Source organism: Sphingomonas sp. ID0503 (assembly GCF_048565625.1).
Classification (GTDB): Bacteria; Pseudomonadota; Alphaproteobacteria; order Sphingomonadales; family Sphingomonadaceae; genus JBLZUR01.
Genome location: NZ_JBLZUR010000002.1, coordinates 640010 through 665290 on the forward strand (window position 1 = coordinate 640010; position 25281 = coordinate 665290).

The following is a 25281-nucleotide window of genomic DNA, read 5'->3' on the forward strand; positions in this document are numbered from 1 at the left end:
CCGCGTCTCCGCGCGAACCAACCTCTACCGCTCGTCCTCGGCCACCACCGTCACCAGCCCCGACCGCTCACCCGCATCCTCGACCGCCACCACACGCAGCCACCGCCCGCGCCAGCCGATCCGCCGGTCGAACCCGATCGAGCGCACCCGCATCGTCACCCGCCACCGCCCGGCCGCCTCGAGCCCATCCGCCCGCACCGTCAGAACAGAGGCCCAGACCTCCCCCTCCGCCAGCCAGACGTCCGAAGACCCCCCGATTGCATCCCGCGTCGCATCGAGCCGCTCGATGCTGACGCGCTCCGAAAGCGACCCTGAAATCTCGTCCATAGCCCGTCTCCCCTCTCCGGCCGTTCGCACTGAGCTTGTCGAAGTGCCTGAACCACCCGCCTCACCGGCGCTTCGACAGGCTCAGCGCGAACGGCGTCGGGAACAAAGGCTAACCCACCCGCATCCGCCGAAACGGCCGCCAAAGCGCCGCCACCGCCGTTGGAGGCTCCGCCTCCCCATCCCGATGCGCGTAAAGATGCGCCGCCAGCCGCAACACACCCTGCCGCACCGCCACCGGCACCTCCGCCCAGCTGGCGGAACCCCCCGCGACATAGTCCACCGTCACCAGCGACTGCCCCGGCGCGCTCACCCGCACCCAACCGTCGCCGTTCGCATCGATGTCGATCGCGTATCCGTCCACCGGCACGCCATCGATCCCGTCGATCACCGCCACCGGCGTCCGCGACAATCGCCGCCATTCCGCCGACGCCGGCACCGTCTCGCGGAAGGTCCGCGACAGGATGACCGTCCCCGTAAACCCCTCGCAGAGCGTCACCGCCGTCGCGATCAGCGATCCGATCAGCGCATCCTCCGCCCCATGCTCCACCCGCATCAGCGCCTCGGCCTCTGCCAAAGCGCCCCCCAGCGCGGAAGCAAACCCCGCGTCCTCGATCATAGCATTTCTCCAAATCCTCCCCGGCACGGGGAGGTGGCAGCGCGGAGCGCTGACGGAGGGGGCGTCCGCGCGGACAGCCCCCTCCACCATCAGCCTCCGGCTGACGGTCCCCCTCCCCGTTCCGGGGAGGATCAGCGGCCCTCAGCTCGCCGCGAACTTCATCACCTTGATCGCCTCGCTGTTCATCACGGCACCGCCCACCCGCTTGGTCGCATAGAAATGCACGAACGGCTTGTGCGTGAACGGATCGCGCAGGATCGCCGTCTCCGCCCGCTCCGTCACCAGATAACCCGCGCGGAAATTGCCGAACGCGATGGCGAACGCGTTCGCCGCGATATCCGGCATGTCCTCCGCCTCGACCACCGGATAGCCCAGCAGCGTATCCGGCCGCCCCTCGGATAGCCCCGGCTGCCACAGGAATGCGCCATCCGTCGTCTTGAACTTGCGGATCACACCCAGCGTCGCCGAATTCATCACGAAGCTTGCGCCCTGGCGATAAGGCCCCTTCAGCGCATGAACCAGATCGACCAGCCGGTCCTGCGGATTGGTGCCCGTGAACGCGCCCGCGGCGCCCGACGCCACATACTGCATCGTCCCGAACGCGCGGGTGCCGTCGCCCTCATTGGTGATCGTGCCGGTCAGGAACCCCTTGGGCTTGTTGACCCCGTCGCCGGTGACGAACGCCGCCCCCTCGACCCGCGCGAATTCGAACGCGATCTCGTTCGCCAGCCACGCCTCCACATCGAAGGCCGCGTCGTCCAGCATCGCCTGGCTCGCCGCCGGATTGGCAAAAAGGTCGCCAGATGGCGGCACGATCTCGGCAAAGACCGGCGTATCCGTCTCCGCCCGAGCCCCCGTCTCGCTCGCCCAGCCGGACGCCGTCCCGCCCCGCGTCACGAGCTTGCGATAACCGGCGGAACCCACCGTCACGACATTGGCAATGGAGCGGATCGGGCTGATCGCCTTCAACGTCCGCCCGATCTCCCCATCGATCTCGCGCGGCACCGCATAGCCGCCCGCCGCATCGCTGGTCCCCGCAAAGCTCTTCAGCTCCACACCGACCGTGCCATGCCGCAGATACCCGTCGACGAAAGCCCTGCGATCCGGATCGGGGTCGGCCGACTTCACCCCCGAAAGCGGCGCCCGCCCCTCGGCCACCACCCGCGCATCCACCTTCGCGCGAAGGGCCGCCATCTCGGCCTTCAATCCCTCCACCTGCTCCACGGCATCGAAAGAAGCCGCCAAAGCATCCGCCTTCACCTCGTACATACTAGGGTCCGGACCCAATAACGGCTTTTGCTACCGCTTGGATCGTGATTCACTGCGTTGGTGTGGAGGCGGTGGAATGGCTGATTTCTTCTGGTTTTCCGATGCGCAGTGGGAGCGGATCGCACCACTGCTGCCGACGGACGTTCGCGGCAAGGCACGTGTGGATGATCGCCGGGTGCTGAGCGGGATCGTGCATGCGCTCCGCTGCGGCGGTCGCTGGGTGGACTGCTCGGACGTGTACGGGCCAAAGAAGACGCTCTACAATCGCTTCGTGCGCTGGTCCGAGCGCGGCATCTGGGAGGGGATTTTCAGCGCGCTGGCAGGCGCCGACGACGCGCCGGACCGGCTGTTCATCGATAGCAGCTGCATCAAGGTCCACCGCTGCGCAGGCGGTGGAAAAGGGGGGCCTTGGCCCATGGTATCGGCCGCACCAAAGGCGGCCGGAACACCAAGGTCCATGCCGTCTGCGACGCCAAGGGCCGCCCTCACGTCCTCCTGCTGACGCCCGGCAACGTCCACGACTGCAAGGTCGCCAAGACCTGCATCGCGGCGCTGCCCCCATCCGTCGAACTCGTCGCCGACAAGGGCTATGACAGTCAGGAGTTGCGCGAGTGGCTCGACCAGCGCGGCACCCAGGCCGTCATCCCGCCGCGCTGCAACCGCAAGGTCCAGTACGACTACGACCGCACCATCTACAAACAGCGCAACGTCATCGAGCGCATGTTCTGCCGCCTCAAGGACTGGAGGCGGCTCGCCACCCGCTTCGATCGCAACATCAAGAACTTCATGAGCGCCATCGCCCTCGCCGCCACCGTCATCTGGTGGTTGTGAGTCCGGACCCTAGCAAAGCGGCGGCAGGGGCCGCGGCTGGGCGACCGGACGGTGCAGACATCTTCCTATGGGGAGATGGTGCCGAAGGTGTTCGGACGGATGCGGGTGGCCGGCACGGTGATCTGGGCGACCGACATCCAGGAGGACCGGCATAAGGAGGGTGGCTCAAAGGGCAGCCCCAAGGTCACCACCTATTCCTATTCGGCACGGTTTGCGGTGGCGCTTTCCGCGCGGCCGATCCGGGCGGTGCATCGGATCTGGGCGGAGGGGAAGCTGCTGCGCGGGAGTGCGGGGGACTTCAAGTCGGAGATTGGGGCCTTCCGGGTGCACCTTGGCTCACCGGGGCAGGCGGTCGATCCGCTGATCGCGGCGGCGGAGGGGATCGGGGCGACGCCGGCCTTTCGCGACTATGCCTATGTGGTGTTCGAGGATCTGCAGCTGGCGGATTTCGGCAACCGGATTCCGTCACTCACCTTCGAGGTGGAGGCGGATGAGGGGCCGGTGTCGATCGGCGGGATGGCCGATGCGTTGTCGGGTGGTGCCCTGTCCGGGGCTGGCGGGCCGTTGATCGGCGGGTTCGCGGCGAGCGGGGACAGTGTGCGATCCGCGCTGGACGGGATCACGCGGGCGGCGGGGCTGGTGCTGGGTGACGATGGTGGTGCGCTGCGCCTTATCGATCCGCGCCTGGCGGTGGAGCGGGCGATCCCGGCGGACGCGCTCGGCGCGACGGCGGGCAAGGCCGAGCCGCGCCGCCGGGTGGAGCGGAGCGGGGCCGGGGTGCCGGACGAGGTGGACCTTTCCTATTACGATCCGGCACGGGACTGGCTGGCGGGGCTGCAGCGGGCGCGGAGCGGACGGGCGGCCCGCACTGTGGAGACGGTTGAGTTGCCGGCGGCGCTCGACGCGGGGGTCGCGCGGGCCTTGGCGGAGGATCGGCTGGCACTGGCCGAGGCGGGGCGAACGACTGCGGCGGTGCGGCTCGGCTGGGCGGCGCTGCCCGTCGCGGCAGGTGGGTGCGCGAGGATCGCTGGCGGGGCGGAGAGCTGGCGCGTTGCGGGATGGGCGCTGGAGGACATGGTGCTGGCGCTCGATCTCGTGGCGCTGCCGCCCGAGCGGACGGCACCCGCCGCAGCCGCGCCGGGGCGGGCGGCGGGTGCGGCCGATCTCCAGCATGGGCCGACAATCGTCCACCTGATCGATCTGCCGGCGACGGGTAAGGCGGCCACGGTCCCGCGCCTCTGGGTCGCGGCGGCGGGGCCGGAGGCGGGCTGGCGGCGCGCGGCGCTGGCGCTGAGCGTTGATGGCGGGGCAAGCTGGGAGAGTGTGGGGGCGACCGCGCGCCCTGCCACGATGGGAACGGCGGCGGCGGTGCTGGCTGCGGGCGCGGCCGAGCTGTTCGATCTGGTGAACAGCGTCGAGGTCGAGCTTCTCAACGATGCGATGTGGCTGGCGGGGCGAGACGATGCGGGGCTGTTCGGCGGTGCCAACCTGATCCTGATCGGAGAGGAACTGCTCCAGTTCGGACGGGCGGAGCAGATCGGTGCGCGAAGGTTCCGGCTGTCGCGGCTGCTGCGCGGGCGGTTCGGGACGGAATGGGCGATGGCCGATCATGCGGGCGGCGAGCGGGTCATCTTGATCGACGCGGCGACCATGAAGCCGACCGCCCTGCCCGAGGCGGCGATCGGTGGGACCGTGCGGGTGTCTGCGTCGGGGATAGGTGATGCGGAGGCGGGGGCGACCGAGGCGGTGTACGCCGCGCGTGCCTTGCGTCCGCCATGCCCTGTGCATCTGCGGGCGACGATTGCAGCGGATGGCAGGGTGAGCCTTGGCTGGACGCGGCGGAGCCGTACGGGCTGGGCCTGGCGCGACGCAGCGGACGCGCCGCTCGGCGAAGAGGCGGAGCGGTATCGCGTGACGCTGACGCCCTCCGCAGGCGTGGCACGGGTGGTGGAGACAGCGGCACCGTCGTTCGACTGGACCGCGGCGATGCGCGCGGCCGACGGGGCGGCGGGGGCGAGCAGCCTGACCGTGGGTGTGGTGCAGCTGGGTACGGCCGCATCGAGCCTTCCACCCGCCATGCTGACAATTGCTATCTGAGGAGATGGACCGATGGCGGAGACGGCACGGCTTGGCCTGCCCCTGTTGAGCGCGGGGCAGGCGCAGAAGGAAGTGACGCATAACGAGGCGCTGGCGGCGATCGACACGATCGTCCACCCGCTTATCCAGGCGATGGACGTAATAGCGCCGCCCCCGGCGCCGACCTTAGGGCAGGCATGGATCGTGGGGGAGGGTGCGACCGGTGCCTGGGCGGGACATGACGGCACGATCGCCGGCTGGACGACGGGCGGCTGGCGCTTTCTCATCGCGCCGGAGGGGACGACGGGATGGCTGGTGGCTTCCGACCTTCCGGTCCGGCGCACCGCAAGCGGCTGGATTGCAGGCGATTTAGGGGGCAGCAGCGTGTCGGTCGGCGGGCAGACGGTCGTCGGCGCCAGGGGTGCAGCCATCGGCGATCCGACGGGTGGGACCACCATCGATGCTGCGGCGCGGACGGCAATCGCTGCGGTGCTGCAGAGGCTTCGCGCGCACGGATTGATCGCCTCCTGAACCTTCTCACCCGCGCAGTTGCAAAAATATTTGTCAGACCGGGAAACCGGGGCCGGTTTTCCACGTTTCAGGCCACGTCTGTCGGGAGGGGCTTGGTCACATCCTCGGCAACGAGTCGAACGGCTGCAGGTAGTTGTGGCTTTTCGGCAACATGGCCGGAACTTCCTCGCTTGCGCGGAAATAACGGCTCCGTTACGGGTTCAAAGGTCTCGTCAGAGACGATTTGGAAAGGGGTTTAATATGCGGAAGCTCGCCATAGTTGCGGCGCTCGCCACGACAGCGCTCGCGACGCCGGCGCTGGCGCGCGACGGCGCCTGGTACATCGGTGCTGAAGGCGGCGGTATCCTCGCCGAGGACACCGATTTTGACACCAACGGCTCTCAGGGTTCGATCGCCAATGCCCTGTCCGTCGATAGCAAGTACGGCTACGATTTCGACGGCATCATCGGCTATGACTTCGGTGCGTTCCGCATCGAGGGCGAGGTCTCCTACAAGCGCCTCGAAGTCGACGAGATCGAGCAGGGTGGTGGCGTCGCGCTGCCGACTGTTGCCGGTTACTCGTCCGCCGACTTCACCTGGGAAGCGGCCAAGGGCAGCACGCGTGCTCTCAGCGGCATGATCAACGGCCTCGTCGATCTCGGCTCGGATGATGGCCTTCAGGGCTATCTCGGCGGTGGTGTCGGTATCGCCCGCGTCAAGTATGACGCGCTGCGCGTGACCAACGCGTCCCCGGTGTGGATGTCGGATTCGGACACCAAGTTCGCTTGGCAGCTGATCGCGGGCGTCCGTTATCCGGTGACCAGCAACATCGACTTCGGTGTCAAGTACCGCTTCTTCAACGTCGATGACGTGAAGACGCAGTCGAACTACCTGAATGCGTTTGACACCAAGTCGCGCCTGCGCACCCACTCGATCCTGGCGAGCGTGATCTACAACTTCGGCGAGCCGGCTGCCCCCCGCCCCCGCCGCCGCCCCCGCCGCCGCCGCCTCCCCCCCCGCCGCCCCCGCCGCCGCCGCCTCCGGCGACCCCGGGTCCGTTCATCGTGTTCTTCGACTGGGATAAGTCGGACATCACGCCGGAAGCGGCTTCGATCCTCGACAACGCTGCGGCGTCCTACGCGGAAACCGGTTCGGCTTCGGTCATGCTGGCGGGTCACGCCGACAAGTCCGGCTCTGCCGACTACAACGTGGGCCTCTCGCAGCGTCGTGCCGATGCGGTGAAGACCTACCTGTCCGGCAAGGGTGTTCCGGCCTCCGCCCTGTCGACCGAAGCGTTCGGCGAGAGCCGTCCGCTGGTCGAAACCGCCGACGGTGTGCGCGAGCCGCAGAACCGCCGCGTGGAGATCACCTTCGGTCCGGGTTCGGGCATGTAAGGCCTCCCCTCCCGGCTTCGGCCGGGAGGACGGTGACTACGTTCAAGAAGAGGGTCGGTCCGAAAGGGCCGGCCCTTTTTCTCTGAAGGGCGCGCAGGGAAAACGCGGGTGATACGCAGCATGGGACGCTCCTGGAGCGGCAGCTGCGTCAGTTTCGACCTATTCGGTCCTGCGGCTTGATCGTGTGATCAGCACTGCGCCCATGACTACAGCGGCACGGCTATGGCGCCTTCCCGGCATCGAGGGTGACAAGCGCAGCGCTTCAGGCGCCATCCGGAGCCCTTCCTTCACATGGACGTCGCCAAGGTGCAGACTGCCGCAGGCAAGCTCGACCTGTTCTGGCCGTCGGGCGCCTCAGCAAGCCGGACCGTCTCAGGACGAACGAACGGCTCAAGTGGATGAACCGCGCGAGTGAGGAAGCCACCGTTAACGCTCCACCACGAGACCCAGAACCAGCGACGGGTACATCTCGCTGAGTTCACGGCCACCCACAACCTCGCATGCTGCCTCACGACGGTGGGCCGCCTCACGCCTTACGAATACGTCTCGACAGTCCGGATTTAACGCCCGCCGATCATGGCGGCGAGGTGGCGGTAGACGCGTTCGTCCATGGCCGTCACGTTGAAGCGCATGTAATCGCCCGCCGTGCCCGCCAGGCTGAAGACATCGCCCGGCGCGTAGAGGATGTCGTGGGCGAGGCCGGCGCTGGCGATCTCGGTCGCGCAGAGGCCAGCGGGCAGGCGGCACCAGACGAACAGCCCGGCGGAGGGCTCGATCCACGGCTCGATGCCGAGTCCCTTCAGCCTTGCGATCGCGCTGCGCATGGCGGCGGCGAGGCGAACGCGGACCTTTTCGACATGGCGGCGGTAGCTGCCGTCGGTCAGCGCGCAATAGAGCAGTTCCGTCGACAGCACGTTGGTGGACATGGCGGTGGCGATCTTCAGATCGGCCATCGCCGCGATCCAGTCCGGCCGGGCGGCGACATGCCCGCAGCGTACCGCGCTCGACAAGGTCTTCGAGAAGCTGCCGATGCGGATCACCCGGTCGAGGCCGTCGAAGGCGGCGAGGCGGGGCGCCGGCTCCATCTCGAAATCGGCGAAGATGTCGTCCTCGACGATGACCAGGTCGTGCGCCTCGGCCAGCTTGAGGAGGCGGTGGGCGATTGGGGCGGTGATGGCGGCACCCGTCGGGTTATGGACGGCGGCGTTGGTGATGTAGACGCGCGGGCGGTGCGCGACCAGCGCCGCCTCGAACGCGGCGATGTCGGGCCCGTGCGGCGTCATCGGCACGCCGACCGGCTTGGCGCGATGCGCGCGCAGCATGGCGTGGAAGTTGAAGTAGCAGGGGTCGTCGATCAGCACGGTGTCGCCTGGCTCGATCAGGAAGCGCAGTACGAGGTCGAGCGCGTTGGTGCAGCTGTCGGTCATCAGCACCTGATCGGGGCCGAGTTCGACACCCTGATCGCTGATGCGGCGGGCGATCAGGCGGCGCAGCGGCTCCGGCCCATGGGGGGTGCCGTAGTTGACGAGGATGTCGCCCGCATCCGCACGCGAGAGGTGACGCAGGCCCTTGCGGATCGTGTCCTCGGCCATCCACGCCTGGGGCAGCCAGCCGCTGCCGGGGCGCAGCGCATCGGCCCGCGCCTCGAGCGAGTGGCGCAGCATCCACAGCGGGTCGATCTGGCGGTCCCGCGCGGGGCCGATGTCGGCGAGCGCCAGCGGGGCGAGCGGGGCGGCGACGTAGAAGCCGGAGCCGGGGCGCGATCGGATCACCCCTTCCGCCACCAGCCGGTCATAGGCCTCGACCACGGTCGACTTGGAGACGTTGCTCGCCTCCGCCATCGCGCGGACCGAGGGGAGGCGCGCGCCGGGGGTGAGCATCCGCCGTTCGATGCGCTGGCGGATCGCCTGCATCACCTCTTCGGTGCGGCTGCGTTCGAGGGTGTCGCTCAACTGTCCTGTCCCTTTCACCGGTACAGTTCGTTCGAATCGTACTGAACCGTCACTATCGGTGGAAGCTCCGTTTGGCGAGAGAGGCGATGCTCTCGATGACCGAAAAGGAGGACAGGATGAGCGACAGGAAGCATCTCGTCGGCCCCTTGCTGGGCCTGATCATGCTGGGCGCGCCGGTGATGGTGGCCGCCGCCGACGGCGGTGTCGTGACGCAGGCTCGCGTGGTGAAGGACACGCGTCCGGCCAACCCCAGGGCGGCACAGGTTCTGCTCAACCGGATCGAAGCGGCGGCGCTTGAGGTCTGCGGTGCGCCGGCCGGGAGCCTTGCCGTGGTGAAGCGCGATGCGGCGAAGTCGGACTGCTACCGCGATGGCGTGGCAAACGCCGTGCGTGGATCGCGCAGCCCGTTGCTGGCGGCGGCCTATGAAGGCCGGGCGGACAGCGCGGTCGCGGCGGTGGAGTGACATTCTGGGGGCTGTCGCAGGAGGCGTGCCGCTCTCCGTCTATCCCGAGCGAAGTCGAGGGACGAACATCGAGCGAAGACGAGATGTCCAGCGTGGATGACTCGGCTACGCTCGGCTGGTGTCCCTCGACTTCGTTCGGGATAGACGGGTGAATGAAGGAGCAGGCATGGCGCGCGCATTCCAGATGGTGGACGTGTTCGGGCAGGCGGCGTTCAGCGGGAACCCGCTGGCGGTGGTGGCGGATGGCACGGGGCTTTCGACCGAGGAGATGCTGGCGATCACACGCTGGCTGAACCTGTCCGAGACGACGTTCCTGCTGCCACCGACCGATCCGGGCGCGGATTACCGGGTGCGGATATTCACGCTGAGCCATGAGCTGCCGTTCGCGGGGCACCCGACGCTCGGCACCTGCCATGCCTGGCTGGAGGCGGGCGGGGTGCCGCGCGATGGGGGCTTCGTCGTGCAGGAATGCGGGGCGGGGCTGGTGCGCGTGAAGCGAGGCGAGCGGCTGGCCTTTGCGGGGCCGCCGCTGGTGCGATCCGGCGCGGTTTCGGAGGCGGAGCTGGCTGATATCGCGGCTGTGCTGAACCTGCCGGTCGGCGAGATCGTCGATGCGCAATGGGTGGACAACGGCCCCGGCTGGGTGGCGGTGATGCTCGCATCGGCCGAGGCGGTGCTGGCGGTGCGTCCGGAGCGTGCGCCGGGGCGGCGGTTCGACATCGGGATCGTCGGGCCGCATCCGGCGGGTGGCGACGCGCGCTGGGAGATCCGGGCGCTGTTCTCGGACCAGAACGGCACGTTGATCGAGGACCCGGTCTGCGGCAGCCTCAACGCCTCGGTTGCGGACTGGCTCTACACGAGCGGGCGGGTGTCGGGGGCCTATGTGGCGGCCCAGGGTGCTGCGATCGGCCGGGACGGGCGCATCCATGTCGAGCGCGACGAAGACGGCACGGTATGGGTCGCGGGAGCGACGCGGACGATGGTGCGCGGCACGATCGACTTCTGAACCGATCCGTCTGAAATCCCGCTGGCGTCCCGATCACGGCGCGGCTAGGGGGCGGCCATGACGACGCGGACCGACACCAGCGCCAGCCCGGAGATCGAAGGTCGCGCCGACCTGATCTCGGTTTTCTCCAAGGGCGAGAAGCCGAAGGACCGCTGGCGGATCGGCACAGAGCATGAGAAGTTCGTTTATCGCAAGGAGGACCACCGCGCGCCGTCCTATGACGAGCCGGGCGGCATCCGCGACCTGCTCGCCGGCCTCACCGAATACGGTTGGACCCCGGTGGAGGAAGGCGGCCATGTCATCGCGCTCGCCGGCAAGGACGGCACGGTCAGCCTGGAACCGGCGGGGCAGCTGGAGCTGTCGGGCGCGCCACTGGAGAACCTGCACGAGACCTGCGCGGAGACCGGGCGGCATCTGGAGCAGGTGAAGGCGGTCGGCGACCGGCTCGGCCTCGGCTATCTCGGCGTCGGGCTGTGGCCGGACAAGACGCGCGACGAGCTGCCGATCATGCCGAAGGGGCGATATGCCATCATGCTGCGGCACATGCCCCGCGTGGGGACGATGGGCCTCGACATGATGCTGCGGACCTGCACCATTCAGGTCAATCTGGACTATGCGTCCGAAGCCGACATGGTGAAGAAGTTCCGCGTCGGCCTGGCGCTGCAGCCATTCGCCACGGCCCTGTTCGCAGCCTCTCCGTTCCTGGAGGGCAAGCCGAACGGGTTCCTGTCCTATCGCAGCCATATCTGGACCGACACCGATCCGGGACGAACCGGCATGTTGCCCTTCGTGTTCGAGGGCGGGTTCGGCTACGAGCGCTATGCCGATTACGCGCTGGACGTGCCGATGTACTTCGTCTTCCGCGACGGCAAGTATATCGACGCGGCGGGCCTCAGCTTCCGCGACTTCCTCGACGGCAAGCTTTCGGTGCTACCCGGCGAGCGGCCGACGATCGCCGACTGGACCGATCATCTGTCGACCGCCTTCCCCGAAGTGCGGCTGAAGAGCTTTCTGGAGATGCGCGGCGCGGATGGCGGGCCGTGGAACCGGATTTGCGCGCTGCCGGCGATCTGGGTCGGCTTGCTCTACGATCAAGGCGCGCTGGACGCCGCCTGGGATCTGGTGAAGCACTGGACAATCGAAGACCATCGCCGCATCCGCGCGGAGGTGCCGAAGCTCGGCCTCGCCGCCACCGGCCCGCGCGGCCGCGATTTCCGGACGCTCGGTGGGCTGGTGCTCGACATCGCCGAGGGTGGCCTGAAGGCGCGGGCGCGGTTCAACGGCGCCGGCGATGACGAGAGCGGATTCCTCCAGCCGCTCCGCGACATCATCGCACGGGGGAAGACCCCGGCGGAGGTTCTGCTCGACCGCTACCACGGCGAATGGGGCGGCGACCTGTCGAAGATTTACGAGGCGAAGAGCTTCTAAGCCGCGAGCGTGATTACGGCTGGCAGGCCGTTCGTCCTGAGCCCCTCGACTTCGCTCGGGACGGGCCTGTCGAAGGGTCGGGGAAGGCCGTTGCGCTGGCGCTTCGACAGGCTCAGCGCGAACGGGATTGGCCGCAGGCGGGCTGTTCGAACCGCTCTTCGCCTACGCACATCCGCGCAACAAAAAAGGCGGGGATTGCGCCCCGCCTTTTCCGTTTTGAATTGTCGCGAAACTTAGCGCTTCGAGAACTGGAAGCTGCGGCGGGCCTTGGCCTTGCCGTACTTCTTGCGCTCGACCGCGCGGCTGTCGCGGGTGAGGAAGCCGGCGGCCTTGACGGGGGCGCGCAGCACCGGCTCGTACTTGGTCAGCGCCTGGGCGATGCCGTGCTTCACCGCACCGGCCTGGCCCGAGAGGCCGCCGCCGGTGACGGTGGCGACGACGTCGTACTGGCCCTCGCGGCCGGCGACGCCGAAGGGCTGGTTGATGACGAGGCGCAGCGTCGGGCGGGCGAAGTAGACCTCCTGATCGCGGCCGTTGATCGTGATCTTGCCGGTGCCGGGCTTCACCCAGACGCGGGCGACCGCGTCCTTGCGGCGACCGGTGGCATAGGCGCGGCCCTGGGCGTCGATGATCTGCTCGCGCAGGGGCATGGTGGAGACCGGGGCCTCATAGGCCGGGGCGTCGCTATAGGCGGCGCCCTCGGCGGCGGGGGCCTGCGCGGGGGCGGCCGGCTCCTGACCGGTCAGCGACGCGAGGTCGGAAAGGGACTGGCGGTTGTCGGACATTATGCGCCCACCTTGTTCTTGCGGTTCATGGCCGCGACATCGAGGACCTGCGGGTCCTGCGCGGCGTGCGGATGCTCGGTGCCCTTGAAGAGGCGGAGGTTGCGCATCTGCTGACGGCCGAGCGGGCCGCGCGGGATCATCCGCTCCACGGCCTTTTCGAGCACGCGCTCCGGAAAGCGGCCGTCAAGCACCTTGTCGGCGCGGACTTCCTTGATGCCGCCGGCATAGCCGGTGTGCTTGTAGTACATCTTCTGCGTCAGCTTGCGGCCGGTGAAGCGCACCTTGTCCGCGTTGATGACGATGACGTTGTCACCGCAATCGATGTGCGGGGTGAAGCTCGGCTTATGCTTGCCGCGCAGGATGTTGGCGATGATCGAGGCGACGCGGCCAACGACTAGACCATCGGCATCGATCAGATGCCATTTCTTCTCGACCGTCGACGGCGTGGCCGACTTGGTCGTCTTCATCAGCGCCTTCATGGGTGCCTCTTTGTGAATAACGAAAGCGCGCCGCCCGTTGCGGGACGGCGCTGACGGAGGCGCTAATGGGGGAAAGGGGTTGCGCCGTCAAGAAAAAGCGTGAGGTATCATGATACCTCGTCGAGCGCGGTGGTCATGGCATCGCTGGTCACGGGGGCCGGTCCATCAGCCTGACGGTAACCTTTTGACCGCCTTGCGGCCGACGAGTCGAGAAGACTACGATCCGTCCGTATAAACCTTTGTCATGTAGTATATGCTAGGGACATAATCGCCGTCATTGTCGAGAACGGAAGTGACCAGCACATCGGCGCGCACAGACTCTCTTGTAAAAAGGTCGTCTGGCCGGATGTCGGGTGCGAGATGAAGCGGCTTACGATCATGTGAGATTTCGGCGATCGTTGCTGCCCAATCCTTCGGACGAGTCTTGTCATGACGAAGGAAGGATACAATCACGCCTTCATACAGGGCCGTTTCTACAGGAGGCTGATACTGAGCGATATCTACCTCACTAGGAATGGCTGAGATTGCGCTCTGCCGTATTCCCTCACCGCTGGGCAGAGTAATCGCCGTTGCGTTATGGCGACGTGCTGGTGCAAGAAAGTCCATCGACGCCTTACTGACACTCACCTGACGCTTTCCAAGAACCGTTGATAGCGCCTCTGCAAGCTGCTCAGTTGGAATTGAGAGATGATTGGCCGCTTCATTCGTCAATCTACGACGCTCTTCCGCTAGGGCTTCTTCCTTCGCCTCCAGGCGTTTGCGCTCGCCATCATCCTTCATGCGCTTAAGCCGTTTTACGAGTCTCTCTGCACCCCACATGCTAACCAACAGCATGATTAGAGAGACAAAGCTGTCATAACTGTCGGGGACATTATACCCGAAGATAAGTTGTATGATATCGGCAGGCATGTCTTCCGTTAGCCCTGGCGACAATGCAGCGATGACGATGCCCTCAAGCCGGTGGCGCATCGGACTGTTTTGGACGATCTCACGAACGATGATCTCGGCGCGTTCGACCTCGAGTTCAGGAAAGCATTCCTCCAGAACGAACAACGCCTCGCGAAAGAGCTTCTCTTGAGCAGTGAGCGACTTAGCGACCTCGGTGACCGTCGCTCGACCGTCGAACTCATAGGTGATCTGATGCCCGACACGCCGATCCATTTACGCTCCCACTCGACTTTTATAAGAGCGTAAGCTTGGCGAGGGAGGCGTGTCAAAGGTAGCCTTATCCGAAAAAATAATGTCATGCTGTCCAAGCAGACGTGGACCCAATCGGGTACTAAGAAGCGAGGTTTGTAGGGGAAGCGTTTTCCGCAGATTGATCCTCGTTAGTCGAAGCGGGCCTCACACAGTTTTGCAGTACCGCGCCCTGAACCCATCCGCGAACGCCTTCAGCCGCCCCTCCGCGATTGCCTCCCGCAATCCCCCCATCAGGCGCTGGTAGAACCACAGATTGTGTTCCGTCATCAGCATCGCGCCTAGCATTTCGCCGGAGCGGACGAGGTGGTGGAGGTAGGCTTTGGTCCAGTTCGCGGTCGGGCTTTCGGGGTCGAGGGGGGTCTGGTCCTCGGCATATTTCGCGTTGCGGATGTTGAGGGGGCCGTCCCAGGTAAAGGCCTGGCCGTTGCGGCCGGAGCGGGTGGGGAGGACGCAGTCGAACATGTCGATGCCGCGCTCCACCGCGCCGACGATGTCGTCGGGTTTGCCGACGCCCATAAGGTAGCGGGGCCTCGTCGCGTCGAGCTGGCCGGGGGCGTAGTCGAGGCAGGCGAACATCGCCTCCTGCCCCTCACCCACGGCGAGGCCGCCGACCGCATAGCCGTCGAAGCCGATGTCGAGGAGGGCGTCGGCCGAGGCCTTGCGCAGGCCCTCGTCAAGCGCGCCCTGCTGGATGCCGAACTGGGCGGCGGCCTCGCTATGCGGGTCGGAGAGGAAGGCGTCGCGGGAGCGTTTGGCCCAGCGCATCGAGCGTTCCATCGCGGCGGCCTGCACCTCGCGCGTGGAGGTGGTGGGGACCAGTTCGTCAAAGGCCATGATGATGTCGGAGCCGAGCAGGCGCTGGATCTCGGTCGAGCGCTCGGGGCTGATCATGTGGCGGGAGCCGTCGAGATGGCTGGCGAAGGCGACGCCCTCCTCCGACCGCTTCGTGAGGGCGGAGAGGCTCATCACCTGATATCCGCCGCTGTCGGTGAGGATCGGCCGGTCCCAGCCCATGAAGGCGTGCAGCCCGCCGAGGCGGCGGACCCGCTCCGCGCCGGGGCGGAGCATCAGGTGATAGGTGTTGCCGAGGATGATGTCGGCACCGGTCGCGCGGACGTCCGCCGGCTTCATCGCCTTGACTGTGGCGGCGGTGCCGACGGGCATGAAGGCGGGAGTGCGGATCTCGCCCCGGCGCATCGCGATCATGCCGGTGCGCGCGCGGCCGTCCGTCGCGGCGATGGTGAACTGGAACCGAGGAGGCATGGCGGGGGATTAGCGTGGGCGGGAGAAGGCGTCCATCTGATGAGTTCCCGAGCAGCGTCATGCCAGCGCAGGCTGGCATCGCTCGGGCCGGGGCGTGCCGTTCATCGCGATCCCAGCCTTCGCTGGGATGACGTGAGAGGTTCTGTCGAAGCGAGGAATCCAACCACTCCCGTTCGCACTGAGCTTGTCGAAGTGCTGGAGCGACGGTTGCGTTGGCGCTTCGACAGGCTCAGCGCGAACGGGGGGAGTTAAACGAAAAGGCGGCAGAGCGTTGGCTCCGCCGCCTCCTTGTGCAACTCAGGCCCGGATCAGAACGCGAAGGTGACCGAACCCAGGATGGTCGGATCGACCAGATCGTAGCCGTTCTTGGCATAGCCCGGCGCGGTGTCGAGGCCGGGGAAGAACAGGTAGGGGCTGCTCTTCTTGAAGTCGGTGTCGACGTAGGAGACGCCGAAGGTGACGTTCTTGTAGGTGTAAGAACCGGTGATGTTCCAGTCGAAATAGTCCTTCTGACCCAAGGTCAGGGCGCTGCGGCCGTGGCTGTAGCCGAGATGGCCGGAGATGCCGATCGGCGTGCCGGGGATCGTCGTCGACAGCTCGCCATAGACGTAGAGGTTGTCCTCGCGGCTGGCATAGCCGTCCAGGCTCAGCGCGTTCTGCTTCGGTGCGTAGGCGGCACCGAGCTTACCGGTGACCGGGCCATAGGTGTACTTGACGCTGGCATAGGGCTCGAAAAAGTCGCTGCGGATGCCGGGGGCGGCGGAGGCGTAGAGGTAATAAAGCACGCCGCCGTCGAGGGTGAAGCCGTCGACCGTCTTGGAATAGCCGAGGATCAGGTCGACCTCCGCATCGGCATCCAGATAGACGTAATCGTCGATCGAGGAGCCCCAGAAGCTGGCGTAGAAGCCGCTTTCATGCGCGATGGTGGCACCGGCCTGCACCGCCAGCTTCTCGTTGGTCTGCGAGATGCCGCGGAAGCGGTAGTCGGTGGTGAGCGCGGCGGTGCCGGTGATGGTGAAGGGTGCGGCGGGCTCGGCATCCTGCGCGAAGGCGGGCGTGGCGAGCACGACCAGAGACAGCGCCGAAGCGGCGATCAGCGAATTGCGCATGTAATTCTCCCTAGAAACCAGAAGTCTTCGGTTTCCATCCCGCGGCGGGGCTGTGCCGGTGTGTCATGCGTCTTCGCGCAGACCCCAGCTTGCCGCCCCGGGTGAGAGCATTAAGCGCTGTGCCCTGCTGCACAATTCCAAATCATGTCTGACAGCGCTGGTGCGTTAACAATGTGTCTGTAATGTTGCTACTCTGCAACATGTCTGAAGCGGGCGAGCGCCTGGGCGAGATCGGCGATGAGGTCGTCGGGGTCTTCGAGGCCGATGTGCAGGCGAACGAGGTTCTGCTCCTGCGGCCACGGGGTCGCGCGGCGACGGGGATCGACCGGCAGCTTGAGGCTTTCGTAACCTCCCCAGGAGAAGCCGAGCCCGAAGAGGTCGAGCGCGTCCACGAAGGCGACGCGCGCCTCGTCCCCGCCGCCGGCGAGCGCGATCGAGAACAGGCCGGAGGCGCCGTTGAAGTCGCGCGCCCAGGGTTCGTGGCCGGGGCAGCCGGGGAGGGCAGGGTGGAGGACAGCCGCGACCTCCGGCTGTTCGGCGAGCCAGCGGGCCACCTTGATGCCGTTCTCCTCATGCGCCTTCAGCCGGATGCCGAGTGTGCGGAGGCCCCGGCTGGCCAGATAGGCATCGTCCGGGGCGACATGCTGGCCGTAGAGGCGGGTGGTGCGGCGGAGTTGCTCCCAGACGGGCGGCGCGGCGGTCACCGCGCCGATCATCGCATCCGAATGGCCGACGATATACTTGGTCGCGGCCAGGATCGTCAGGTCGACGCCATTCGCGATTGCGGGGAAGAGGAGCGGCGTCGCCCAGGTGTTGTCGAGGAGGGTGACGACGCCTCGTTCCTTCGCGGCGGCGCAGATGGCGGGGACATCCTGCACCTCGAAGGTCAGGCTGCCGGGGCTTTCCATGAAGATGGCGCGGGTGGCGGGGCCGATCAGGTCGGCGATGCCCTCGCCGATCAGCGGATCGTAATAGCGGGTGGTGATGCCCATCGGCTTCAGCACGTTGTCGCAGAACACCGGTGTCGGCTCATAGGCGCTGTCGACCATCAGCAGCTCGTCTCCCGGCTTGAGGATCGAGAGGAGCGCGGTTGCGACCGCCGCCACGCCAGAGGGGTAGAGCATGGTGCCGGCGGCCCCGGGCTCCAGCTCGGTCAGGGCCTCGGCCAGCGACCATTGGGTCGGCGTGCCGCGGCGGCCATAGTAGAGCGTGTCGTCGGGGTTGGCGACGGCGTGACGGAGGTCGGCCACCGTGTCGAACAGGATCGTCGATGCGCGCCAGACGGGCGGGTTGACGATGCCGTTGGTCCATTCCTTGCGCCGTCCCGCGTTGGCGAGGCGGGTGGCGATACGGTGGGTGTCGGATTTCTTCATGCGCATACGCATAGAAGAAGGCCTCTGATATTGTCACATCGTCCGGTGGCGTTTGCGGTGAGACACTCCTATCTGCGCCGCCATGAACCCGCTCCATCTTGGCCAGACCAGTGCCCTTCCGGTGTCACCGGAAGCGGCGGTGCTCGACTACGTGCCCAATCCGCGCACCGGCAGACCCTATCTCGTGCGCTTCACCGCGCCCGAGTTCACTTCGCTCTGCCCGGTCACCGGCCAGCCGGATTTCGCGCATCTCGTCATCGACTATGCGCCCGGCGAGACGATCGTGGAGTCGAAGTCGCTGAAGCTGTTCCTCGGCGCGTTCCGCAACCATGCGGCGTTCCATGAGGATTGCACCGTCGGGATCGCCGAGCGGCTGGTGGCGGAGATGATGCCGGTTTGGCTGCGCATCGGCGGGTACTGGTATCCGCGCGGGGGCATTCCGATCGACGTGTTCTGGCAATCGGGGGAGCCGCCGGCGGGCCTGTGGGTGCCGGCGCAGGACGTGCCGGGGTATCGCGGGCGGGGGTGAGCTCTCGATCGAGTAAACCCGTTCGTGCTGAGCGAAGTCGAAGCACGGGTTACGAAAGTGTCGCTTGTTGCCCGCCCTTCGACTTCGCTCAGGGCGAACGGGTCTCTTGCTAGAGCGTAACCCGCCAGTCCCAGCCTAGCGGGTCTCCGTCCATCACCTCGACACCCTGCGCTGCCAGCTCGTCGCGGATCGCGTCGGAGCGGGCGAAGTCCTTGGCCGCGCGCGCTTCCTTCCGCTCGGCCAAGCGAGCGTCGATCTCCGCCTCGGTTATCAGCGCATCCACCGGACGAACGCGGAGGTCGGCGCGGCGGAGGTCGAGAATGCCGAGGCCGAGGACGCGGTCCATCGAGGCGATTACGCGCAGCTTCTCCTCAAGCGATAGCGCCTTGGACGCGATCGCCTGATCGAGGAGCGGCAACGCCTGCGGCGTCATCAGGTCGGCCGAGACCGCCGCGTCGAACTGGGTGAGGAGGTCGGTCGCCGCTTTCGGCAGGTCGCCTTCCAGCCGCTCGCGGTCGAGCGGGAAGTGCGTCTCGCCATGCCGGTCGACCAGCGCCTGCACGGCGATCGCCAGGCGGCGGAGGCGGGTAAGAGCACCGGAGACCGCCTCGGCCGAGAACTCCAGCTCGCTGCGGTAATGCGCCGACAGGCAGAGCAGGCGGTAGGCGAGGGGGTGGACGCCGCGATCGATCAGCGACTGCAGCGTCGAGATGTCGCCCTTCGACTTCGACATCTTGCCGCCGCGATCTACCAGGAAGTTGTTGTGCAGCCAGTAGTTCGCGCCGGTGGCGGAGGTGCAGGTGAACGCCTGGTTCTGCGCGATCTCGTTCGGGTGGTGGATCTCCCGATGATCGATTCCGCCGGTGTGGATGTCGAACTGCGCGCCGAGATATTTGATGCTCATCACCGAGCATTCGAGGTGCCAGCCGGGCGCGCCACGGCCCCAGGGCGAATCCCACTCCATCTGCCGCGTCTCGCCCAAAGGGGAGTTGCGCCAGAGAGCGAAGTCGGCGGGGTGGCGCTTGCCCTCCACCTCGGCGATGCGGGCGACGCCGCCGTCGTCCTGCGGCGGGGCGCCGGCGAGCGCGCCGTAATCGGGCACCTTGGTCACGTCGAAATAGAGGCCGGTGTCGAGCGGATAGGCGGCACCGTTCGCCTCGATCGCCTTCGCGAAGTCGAGCATGTCGTCGATGTGGTCTGTTGCGATCGACCAGCGGCTGGGGTCGAGGATGTTGAGCTGGCGGAGGTCGGTCTTGAACGCGTCGGTGTAGAAGGCGGCAACCTCCCAGATGTCCTTGCCCGTGCCGGCCGCTGCCTTCTCCATCTTGTCCTCGCCCGCATCGGCGTCGGAGGTCAGATGGCCGACATCGGTGATGTTGATGACATGGGTGACGCGATAGCCCTTCCAGTCAAGCACGCGGCGCAGCGTGTCAGTGAAGACATAGGCGCGCAGATTGCCGAGATGGGCGTAGTGGTAGACCGTCGGGCCGCAGGAATAGACGCGGGCATGGCCGGGCTCGATGGGGGTGAACGGCTGCAGCGCGCGGCCGAGGCTGTTGAACAGAGTGATCTGGGCGCCGGTGGTCATGGCCGCTCTCTACGGGCGGCACGGCCCGGCGTCATCCCCCGGAGCGGGCGCGTCGATCAGGCCGGCAGCACGCGTTGTGCGAAGCGGAGGCCGCGGGCGATGCCGTCGGGGTCGACGCTGTGGTCGAGGCCGGGCTGGAGATGCGCCTCCACCTCGAGGCCGAGGGTGCGGAGTTCGCGGACGGTCTGGTGGTAGCCGCTGGCCGGCACGACGCTGTCCGCCGCGCCGTGGATGAGGAGGATGGGCGGGCGGGACACGACGCCTCGGGTGAGGGGATCGGCGAGGATGCCGCTATAGCCAGCGACACCCGCGACCGGCCGGTCGCGGGTGAGGGCGATGTGGAGCGCCATCATCGTTCCCTGCGAGAAGCCGGTCAGGAGCAGGCGGTCTTCGCTCAGGCCATGTTCGGCGAGCAGCGCGTCGATCTGGGCGTTCAGCCCGGTTGCCGCGTGGCGAACGCCGGCGGAAAGCGCCTGCCGGTCGAAGGAGTGCAAGCCGAACCACTGGAACCCGCCTGGCGCGCCGTGACAGGGCTGCGGCGCGTTCCAGGCGACGAACAGGGTGTCGGGCAAGGCCGCGCGCCAGAGCGAGGCGAGGCCGATCATGTCTGCGGCGTTGGAGCCGAAGCCGTGGAGGAGGAGGACGATCTGCTGCGGCTTGCCGCCTGATGCGGGGAGGAGGCGTTCGCCGGAATAGGATGCTGGCATGGTCGCAGAAGCGATCGGGCCGGCGCTCCGTTCCCGGAACCTCGCGCGCGGCGGGGTGTTGAACATAACAAGAACGGAGATGATCGATGACCAAGCCCGCGCATAATCCCGAGCTCGATGAGCATCCGGCGTCCAATGCCGAGAAGGACCCGGACAATTGGGTGACCGGCGGCGAGCCGATGACCGGAGCCCAGGCGTCTTACCTGACCACGCTTACCGAAGAGGCGCATGTGGAGCCACCTGCGGAGGATTTGACCAAGGCGGAAGCGTCGAAGCAGATCGACGCGGCGAAGGGGGAGTTGGGGCGCTAGGGTTCGCCTGTTGACCGTACCTCGACTTCGCTCGGCACGAACGGGTTTTCGCGTGGGGGCCATGGGAAGCATTGACGCGACCTCACCGCTCGTCCCGAGCGTAGTCGAGGGACGGGTCAAACGCCCTCCCGATTAAGCCCGGAGCTCGGCTTCACCGCTTTCCCAAACCTAACCTCCGTTCGCACTGAGCCTGTCGAAGCGCCGGTGAGGCGATTGGTGCTGGCCCTTCGACAAGCTCAGGGCGAACGGCGTTGGACTGGGCCTATGGTAGTGTGGCCCACCTGCCGCCTCACATCATCCGCAGCAGGCTCTTGATGGGCAGGAACGCGAAGGCGACCGAGCTGTCGGCCACGCCATAGGGCATGAAGAGATCCTTGCCGATCTTCATCGCGCCGCAGGTGTAGACGACGTTCGGGACATAGCCTTCGCGGTCCTCGTCAGCGGCCGAGAGGATTGGTTGGATGGTGCGGCCGAGGACCTTCGAGGGGTCGTCCTTGTCGAGGAGGACCGCGCCGATCGAGTATTTGCGCATTGCGCCGACGCCGTGCGTCAGGAGGAGCCAGCCCTCGTCGATCTCGATCGGGGCACCGCAATTGCCGATCTGCACCAGCTCCCACGGATAGCGCGGAGTGAGCAAGATCTCGCCCTCGTCCCAGTGACCGATGTCGTCGGAGGTGATGATGAACAGGTTCTCGCCGTCCTGGCGGCCGATCATCTTGTACTGCCCGTCGACCTTGCGGGGGAAGAGGGCCATGCCCTTGTTGCGGGCGGCCGAACCCTTCATCGGCACGAGATCGAAGCTGCGGAAGTCGCGGGTGCGCATCAGCTCCGACTGGATCTCGCGGCCCGAATAGGCGGTGTAGGTGCCGATATATTCGAGGCTGCCATCGTCATGGTGGAAGGGGACGAGGCGGAGGTCCTCCAGCCCGTTGCGCTGCGCGGCGGTGATGGGGAAGATCACCGTGCCGCTGAGCGTCGAATCCTTGTGGCGGTGGACGGTGACGGGGCCGTCCACGTCGATCTCGCCTTCCAGATAGTCAGGAATCTCGATCGAATTGGCGGCGGTGGCAAAGGGCGGTTCGGGCGCCAGCTCGAAACTGCGATCGGGCGACACGATGCCCTCGCGGAACGAGACCGAGGAGATGTGTCCCTCGCCGACGGCGCGGAGCGAGATCGCCACGCGTACCGCGCCCTCGCGCAGGCCCGATTGGTCGGGATGCGGCACGATGCTGGGGTTCATCAGCGCGGCGGCGGCGTAGCTGTACTCATGACAGAAATACGCGCCGAGAAGCTGCTTCTTCTCGTCATGGATGCGCGATCCGTCGAGCTTCATCTGCTCTTCGATCTCGTCATAGCGGGCCTGGAAGACCTGCCGCGTCTGCCAGTGCCGCGCTTCGAAATCGCGCAGCACCAGGCTGAGCTCGGATCGGGTGGTGCGCATGTCCATCGCCAGCACCTCGCGGATGATCCGCTCGGTCCGGCTGAGGGTACGCCCCACCGCCTTGTTGGAAATGTGAAACGGGCGGACGACGACCCGCGAAGGATCGGCCTGCAGGCGCAGGTCGTGATTGAACAGGTCAGTCATTGAGCGGCGCGGAGCCCCTTATTCGGCAGCAACGCTCAGATACTGCCCGCCCGATGATTCCTTGAGAAGCCGGTTTATGCCGCTCGTCGCAAAATGAAATGCGAGGACCGATTCCGCGCCACGGTTGCGGTTCGGGCCGGTGGGGGTGAGGCCGTCGAAGCACTCGCCGCTCGTCGCATCCGCCAGCGGCACCATCAGGTCGTTGTCGCCCAGGAACCAGCGATAGGCGCGCATCGCCTCCTTTCGCCACCGACGGTCGCCCGTGATCTGGAAGGCGACAGCGCAGGCGTCGATCGTCGCCTGCGCCTCCAGCGGCTGCTGGTCGAACTGCAGCGGGGCGGAATAGACGCGGCCGAAGCTTTCCGAGCCGACCGGGCGGAAATTGCCCTCGGCCGAGGTCTGCTGCCGCACGATCCAGTCGAGCGTTTCGATGCCGCGTTCGATGAAATCCTTGCAGTCGAGCGCCTTGCCAGCGCGGAGCAGCGCCTCCGGCAGGCGGCAGTTGTCATAGGCGAGGACGATCTCGAACCAGGCCCAGTCGGGGCGACGGGCCATGTCGACCAGCGCCATCAGCTCCTGCCCGAAATCGCCGAGCATCTTGCGCGACAGGCCGTGGCCGGGATGCGCCTCCAGCATCGCCGCCGCCGCAAGCATCATGAAGCCGCGGGCGCGGGGGCTTTCGAAGGCGAGGCAATGGGGGGCGACCTGATCGAACAGGGTGGAGGCCCAGCGGCGCCCCTCCTCATTCCGGCAATCGCGCGCGGTGACGCCGAGCGCCCAGAGCGTGCGGCCGCAGCTGTCGTCGGATCCCTGATCCTCCAGCCAGCTGCGATCGAAGGCCATGAAGTTGCGGAAGCTGGCGGTCGCCGGGTTCCAGGCCGCCTGAACGAAGGCGGCGTAGATCGCCCACCATTTGTCATGGGTCGCATCATCGAGATGCGGCAGCTGGCTCATCAGCATCAGCGCACGAGCGTTGTCGTCGACGCAATAGCCATGCGCGCGATCCGGCACCGAATAGACGCTGTGCTGGAGCATGCCGGTCGAGTCGCTCATCCGCTCGATCGCGCGGAAATCGGCCCAGTCGGGGATCAGGTCGCGCGTGGGCGCCGGGGCCGGATGGACGCGCGCCGGCTTGCGGTCGCGGATATCGGCGAGGCACGCCATGCCCGCCTCGACGAAGCGCGGCCAGATCATCGTGCGGCCAAGCGCATACGTCCGCATGCGCAGCGCATTGCGGGCATCGTCGTCGGCCAGCAGGTCGATCACCGCATCGGCGATCTGGTCGCTATTGCCGAAATCGACCAGCACGCCGTGATTGCCCGCCAGCAGCTCGCGCGCATGGACGTAGGGGGTGGAGACGACCGGCTTGCCGAGGCCGACCGCATAGGAGAGCGTGCCGGACGTTACCTGCGCCGGATTGAGATACGGCGTGATGTAGATGTCGGCAGCGGTCAGATAGTCGAGTAGCTCGTCGTTATCGAGGAAGGCGTTGACCCAGCGGATATTGCCGCCGACCCCGAGCGAGGTCGCCAGCATCTGCAGCGAATCGCGGTACTTCTCGCCCTCATGCGCGACGAGATGGGGGTGCGTCGCGCCGACGATGACGTAGACCACGTCGGGGAACCGCGCGACGATCCGCGGCATGGCGGCGATCACGTTCTCCACGCCCTTGCCGGGTGAGAGCAGTCCGAAGGTCATGATCGTCGGCCGCGTGCCGAGATCGAAGGCGGCCTTCATGCTCTCCGGCTCGGCGAGCGGACGATCGGGGATGCCGTGCGGAATGACGGCGATCTGCTGGGGCGAGGCGCCATAGGCCTCGATCAGGATCTCGCGCCCGCGCTCCGCCATGACCAGCAGTTTGGCCGCGCGCGCGATAATCGCGTCCATCACACGGCGCTCATCGGGATTGGGCTTGGTCAGGATGGTGTGGAGCGTGACGGCGACCGGCGTGGTGATCCGGTCGAGCAGCTTCAGGACGTGGTCGCCCGCCGATCCGCCGAAGATGCCGTATTCGTGCTGGAGCCAGACCGCATCATAGCTGCCGGCCTCGATCTTGCGGGCGGCGGTCAGGTAGGAGGCGACGTCCTGCTGCTCGATCTGGCAGGTGACGGCGGCCGGGTACTCGTACCCCTTGCCGGCGTCGTTCATCGCGAAGACATCGACCTGCGTTTCCGGATAGCGGTCGCGCAGCGCGTTGTAGATATCGGTCGTATAGGTGGCGATTCCGCAGCGGCGCGGCAGGAAGTTACCGATCAGAGCGATACGGCGCACGGGCTTCGCCGGACCCCTCCCGAAACCTGCCGTCATCGCCCGTCCCTCCATCTTCACAAAGAAGCCTCGAAAACTGAACAATCTGAAAGGTATTTGGTTGCACTGCGCTGCAGCACGGAACGCATAATCTCCAGGGATGGTTAACACGGTGTTGCGATGCGGCGAGTGCCCGAGGGTCATCTCGTGAAAAGACAGAATGGGAATTTGC

General features: G+C 66.7%; 22 protein-coding genes and 1 pseudogene. 9 read left to right on the forward strand and 14 right to left on the reverse strand.

The features are described from left to right. Positions 1-24: 24 nt before the first annotated feature. From ACM608_RS04100 to ACM608_RS04110, 3 genes are all read right to left on the reverse strand, one after another. Positions 25-327, reverse strand: a complete 303-nt coding sequence (locus tag ACM608_RS04100; protein WP_419681992.1) for a head-tail adaptor protein — start codon at positions 325-327, stop codon at positions 25-27. A 109-nt stretch (positions 328-436) separates the two neighbouring features. Continuing rightward, positions 437-943 (reverse strand): head-tail connector protein, encoded by a 507-nt coding sequence (locus ACM608_RS04105; protein ID WP_419681993.1) that lies wholly within the window; start codon positions 941-943, stop codon positions 437-439. A gap of 141 nt (positions 944-1084) precedes the next feature. Then, entirely contained in the window at positions 1085-2212 is a 1128-nt protein-coding gene (locus tag ACM608_RS04110) for a phage major capsid protein (protein WP_419681994.1), read from the reverse strand. 76 nt (positions 2213-2288) lie between these two features. Between ACM608_RS04110 and ACM608_RS04115 the strand changes: the two genes are divergently transcribed. The 4 genes and pseudogenes from ACM608_RS04115 (at position 2289) to ACM608_RS04130 (ending at position 7023) form a co-directional block, all read left to right on the forward strand. Then, positions 2289-3043 (forward strand): IS5 family transposase gene (locus ACM608_RS04115; RefSeq protein ID WP_419681188.1). Its coding sequence is split into 2 segments (ribosomal slippage): positions 2289-2630 and positions 2633-3043, totalling 753 coding nucleotides; the frame shifts between segments, so codons are not numbered across the junction. A 51-nt stretch (positions 3044-3094) separates the two neighbouring features. After that, positions 3095-5140, forward strand: a complete 2046-nt coding sequence (locus tag ACM608_RS04120; RefSeq protein WP_419681995.1) for a phage tail protein — start codon at positions 3095-3097, stop codon at positions 5138-5140. 12 nt (positions 5141-5152) lie between these two features. Continuing rightward, on the forward strand, positions 5153-5650 hold the full coding sequence (locus ACM608_RS04125; protein ID WP_419681996.1) for a DUF2793 domain-containing protein: 498 nt from the start codon (positions 5153-5155) through the stop codon (positions 5648-5650). 240 nt (positions 5651-5890) lie between these two features. Further along, a pseudogene (locus ACM608_RS04130) lies at positions 5891-7023 on the forward strand (OmpA family protein). A gap of 560 nt (positions 7024-7583) precedes the next feature. Here ACM608_RS04130 and ACM608_RS04135 read toward each other — a convergent pair. Continuing rightward, a complete protein-coding gene (locus ACM608_RS04135; RefSeq protein ID WP_419681997.1) occupies positions 7584-8975 on the reverse strand; it encodes a PLP-dependent aminotransferase family protein in 1392 nt (463 codons plus the stop codon). 116 nt (positions 8976-9091) lie between these two features. On the opposite strand from ACM608_RS04135, the gene ACM608_RS04140 reads away from it, so the two are divergent. From ACM608_RS04140 to ACM608_RS04150, 3 genes are all read left to right on the forward strand, one after another. Beyond that, complete coding sequence (locus ACM608_RS04140) at positions 9092-9439, forward strand: UrcA family protein (protein ID WP_419681998.1); 348 nt, start codon at positions 9092-9094, stop codon at positions 9437-9439. Between the two features lie 166 nt (positions 9440-9605). After that, the gene (locus ACM608_RS04145) at positions 9606-10445 is read left to right on the forward strand and encodes a PhzF family phenazine biosynthesis protein (RefSeq protein ID WP_419681999.1); all 840 of its coding nucleotides are present in this window, start codon (positions 9606-9608) and stop codon (positions 10443-10445) included. Positions 10446-10502: 57 nt separating this feature from the next. After that, a complete protein-coding gene (locus ACM608_RS04150) occupies positions 10503-11873 on the forward strand; it encodes a glutamate--cysteine ligase (protein WP_419682000.1) in 1371 nt (456 codons plus the stop codon). Positions 11874-12106: 233 nt separating this feature from the next. Here ACM608_RS04150 and rpsI read toward each other — a convergent pair whose 3' ends face one another. The 6 genes from rpsI to metC form a co-directional block, all read right to left on the reverse strand. Further along, entirely contained in the window at positions 12107-12658 is a 552-nt protein-coding gene (rpsI, locus tag ACM608_RS04155) for a 30S ribosomal protein S9 (RefSeq protein WP_419682001.1), read from the reverse strand. Then, complete coding sequence (gene rplM, locus ACM608_RS04160) at positions 12658-13137, reverse strand: 50S ribosomal protein L13 (protein ID WP_419682002.1); 480 nt, start codon at positions 13135-13137, stop codon at positions 12658-12660. The genes rpsI and rplM overlap by 1 nt, the downstream gene beginning before the upstream one ends. 216 nt (positions 13138-13353) lie before the next feature. Then, positions 13354-14298, reverse strand: a complete 945-nt coding sequence (locus ACM608_RS04165) for a hypothetical protein (RefSeq protein WP_419682003.1) — start codon at positions 14296-14298, stop codon at positions 13354-13356. Between the two features lie 183 nt (positions 14299-14481). After that, positions 14482-15600 (reverse strand): tRNA guanosine(34) transglycosylase Tgt, encoded by a 1119-nt coding sequence (gene tgt / locus ACM608_RS04170; RefSeq protein ID WP_419682004.1) that lies wholly within the window; start codon positions 15598-15600, stop codon positions 14482-14484. A gap of 308 nt (positions 15601-15908) precedes the next feature. Then, entirely contained in the window at positions 15909-16709 is an 801-nt protein-coding gene (locus ACM608_RS04175) for a TorF family putative porin (RefSeq protein ID WP_419682005.1), read from the reverse strand. A 188-nt stretch (positions 16710-16897) separates the two neighbouring features. Next, positions 16898-18082 carry a cystathionine beta-lyase gene (metC, locus tag ACM608_RS04180; protein ID WP_419682006.1) on the reverse strand — a complete coding sequence of 395 codons (1185 nt, stop codon included), beginning with the start codon at positions 18080-18082 and terminating at the stop codon, positions 16898-16900. Between the two features lie 82 nt (positions 18083-18164). Between metC and queF the strand changes: the two genes are divergently transcribed. Next, the gene (queF, locus tag ACM608_RS04185; protein WP_419682007.1) at positions 18165-18611 is read left to right on the forward strand and encodes a preQ(1) synthase; all 447 of its coding nucleotides are present in this window, start codon (positions 18165-18167) and stop codon (positions 18609-18611) included. 109 nt (positions 18612-18720) lie between these two features. Here the strand turns inward: queF and cysS are convergent, their stop codons facing one another. Together cysS and ACM608_RS04195 are read right to left on the reverse strand one after the other, a co-directional pair. Next, positions 18721-20199 (reverse strand): cysteine--tRNA ligase, encoded by a 1479-nt coding sequence (gene cysS / locus ACM608_RS04190; RefSeq protein WP_419682008.1) that lies wholly within the window; start codon positions 20197-20199, stop codon positions 18721-18723. Between the two features lie 56 nt (positions 20200-20255). After that, positions 20256-20906, reverse strand: coding sequence for an alpha/beta hydrolase (locus ACM608_RS04195; RefSeq protein WP_419682009.1), 651 nt, complete (start codon positions 20904-20906; stop codon positions 20256-20258). Between the two features lie 86 nt (positions 20907-20992). Here ACM608_RS04195 and ACM608_RS04200 point away from each other — a divergent pair, with 86 nt between their 5' ends. Continuing rightward, complete coding sequence (locus ACM608_RS04200; protein ID WP_419682010.1) at positions 20993-21217, forward strand: DUF3072 domain-containing protein; 225 nt, start codon at positions 20993-20995, stop codon at positions 21215-21217. A gap of 289 nt (positions 21218-21506) precedes the next feature. Here ACM608_RS04200 and ACM608_RS04205 read toward each other — a convergent pair whose 3' ends face one another. Next, positions 21507-22802, reverse strand: a complete 1296-nt coding sequence (locus tag ACM608_RS04205) for a glycoside hydrolase family 130 protein (RefSeq protein WP_419682011.1) — start codon at positions 22800-22802, stop codon at positions 21507-21509. Positions 22803-22820: 18 nt separating this feature from the next. Next, entirely contained in the window at positions 22821-25109 is a 2289-nt protein-coding gene (locus ACM608_RS04210) for a glycosyltransferase (RefSeq protein ID WP_419682012.1), read from the reverse strand. Between the last annotated feature and the right edge of the window lie 172 nt (positions 25110-25281).

Excerpts from the sequence above, each read along its gene's own strand:
- ACM608_RS04210 (WP_419682012.1), bottom strand. The coding sequence starts at position 25,109 with ATGACGGCAGGTTTCGGGAGGGGTCCGGCGAAGCCCGTGCGCCGTATC.
- rplM (WP_419682002.1), bottom strand. The coding sequence starts at position 13,137 with ATGAAGGCGCTGATGAAGACGACCAAGTCGGCCACGCCGTCGACGGTC.
- ACM608_RS04145 (WP_419681999.1), top strand. The coding sequence starts at position 9,606 with ATGGCGCGCGCATTCCAGATGGTGGACGTGTTCGGGCAGGCGGCGTTC.
- metC (WP_419682006.1), bottom strand. The coding sequence starts at position 18,082 with ATGAAGAAATCCGACACCCACCGTATCGCCACCCGCCTCGCCAACGCG.
- ACM608_RS04100 (WP_419681992.1), bottom strand. The coding sequence starts at position 327 with ATGGACGAGATTTCAGGGTCGCTTTCGGAGCGCGTCAGCATCGAGCGG.
- ACM608_RS04140 (WP_419681998.1), top strand. The coding sequence starts at position 9,092 with ATGAGCGACAGGAAGCATCTCGTCGGCCCCTTGCTGGGCCTGATCATG.
- ACM608_RS04175 (WP_419682005.1), bottom strand. The coding sequence starts at position 16,709 with ATGCGCAATTCGCTGATCGCCGCTTCGGCGCTGTCTCTGGTCGTGCTC.
- cysS (WP_419682008.1), bottom strand. The coding sequence starts at position 20,199 with ATGACCACCGGCGCCCAGATCACTCTGTTCAACAGCCTCGGCCGCGCG.
- ACM608_RS04110 (WP_419681994.1), bottom strand. The coding sequence starts at position 2,212 with ATGTACGAGGTGAAGGCGGATGCTTTGGCGGCTTCTTTCGATGCCGTG.
- ACM608_RS04150 (WP_419682000.1), top strand. The coding sequence starts at position 10,503 with ATGACGACGCGGACCGACACCAGCGCCAGCCCGGAGATCGAAGGTCGC.
- ACM608_RS04125 (WP_419681996.1), top strand. The coding sequence starts at position 5,153 with ATGGCGGAGACGGCACGGCTTGGCCTGCCCCTGTTGAGCGCGGGGCAG.
- rpsI (WP_419682001.1), bottom strand. The coding sequence starts at position 12,658 with ATGTCCGACAACCGCCAGTCCCTTTCCGACCTCGCGTCGCTGACCGGT.
- queF (WP_419682007.1), top strand. The coding sequence starts at position 18,165 with ATGAACCCGCTCCATCTTGGCCAGACCAGTGCCCTTCCGGTGTCACCG.
- tgt (WP_419682004.1), bottom strand. The coding sequence starts at position 15,600 with ATGCCTCCTCGGTTCCAGTTCACCATCGCCGCGACGGACGGCCGCGCG.
- ACM608_RS04200 (WP_419682010.1), top strand. The coding sequence starts at position 20,993 with ATGACCAAGCCCGCGCATAATCCCGAGCTCGATGAGCATCCGGCGTCC.
- ACM608_RS04105 (WP_419681993.1), bottom strand. The coding sequence starts at position 943 with ATGATCGAGGACGCGGGGTTTGCTTCCGCGCTGGGGGGCGCTTTGGCA.
- ACM608_RS04195 (WP_419682009.1), bottom strand. The coding sequence starts at position 20,906 with ATGCCAGCATCCTATTCCGGCGAACGCCTCCTCCCCGCATCAGGCGGC.
- ACM608_RS04165 (WP_419682003.1), bottom strand. The coding sequence starts at position 14,298 with ATGGATCGGCGTGTCGGGCATCAGATCACCTATGAGTTCGACGGTCGA.
- ACM608_RS04205 (WP_419682011.1), bottom strand. The coding sequence starts at position 22,802 with ATGACTGACCTGTTCAATCACGACCTGCGCCTGCAGGCCGATCCTTCG.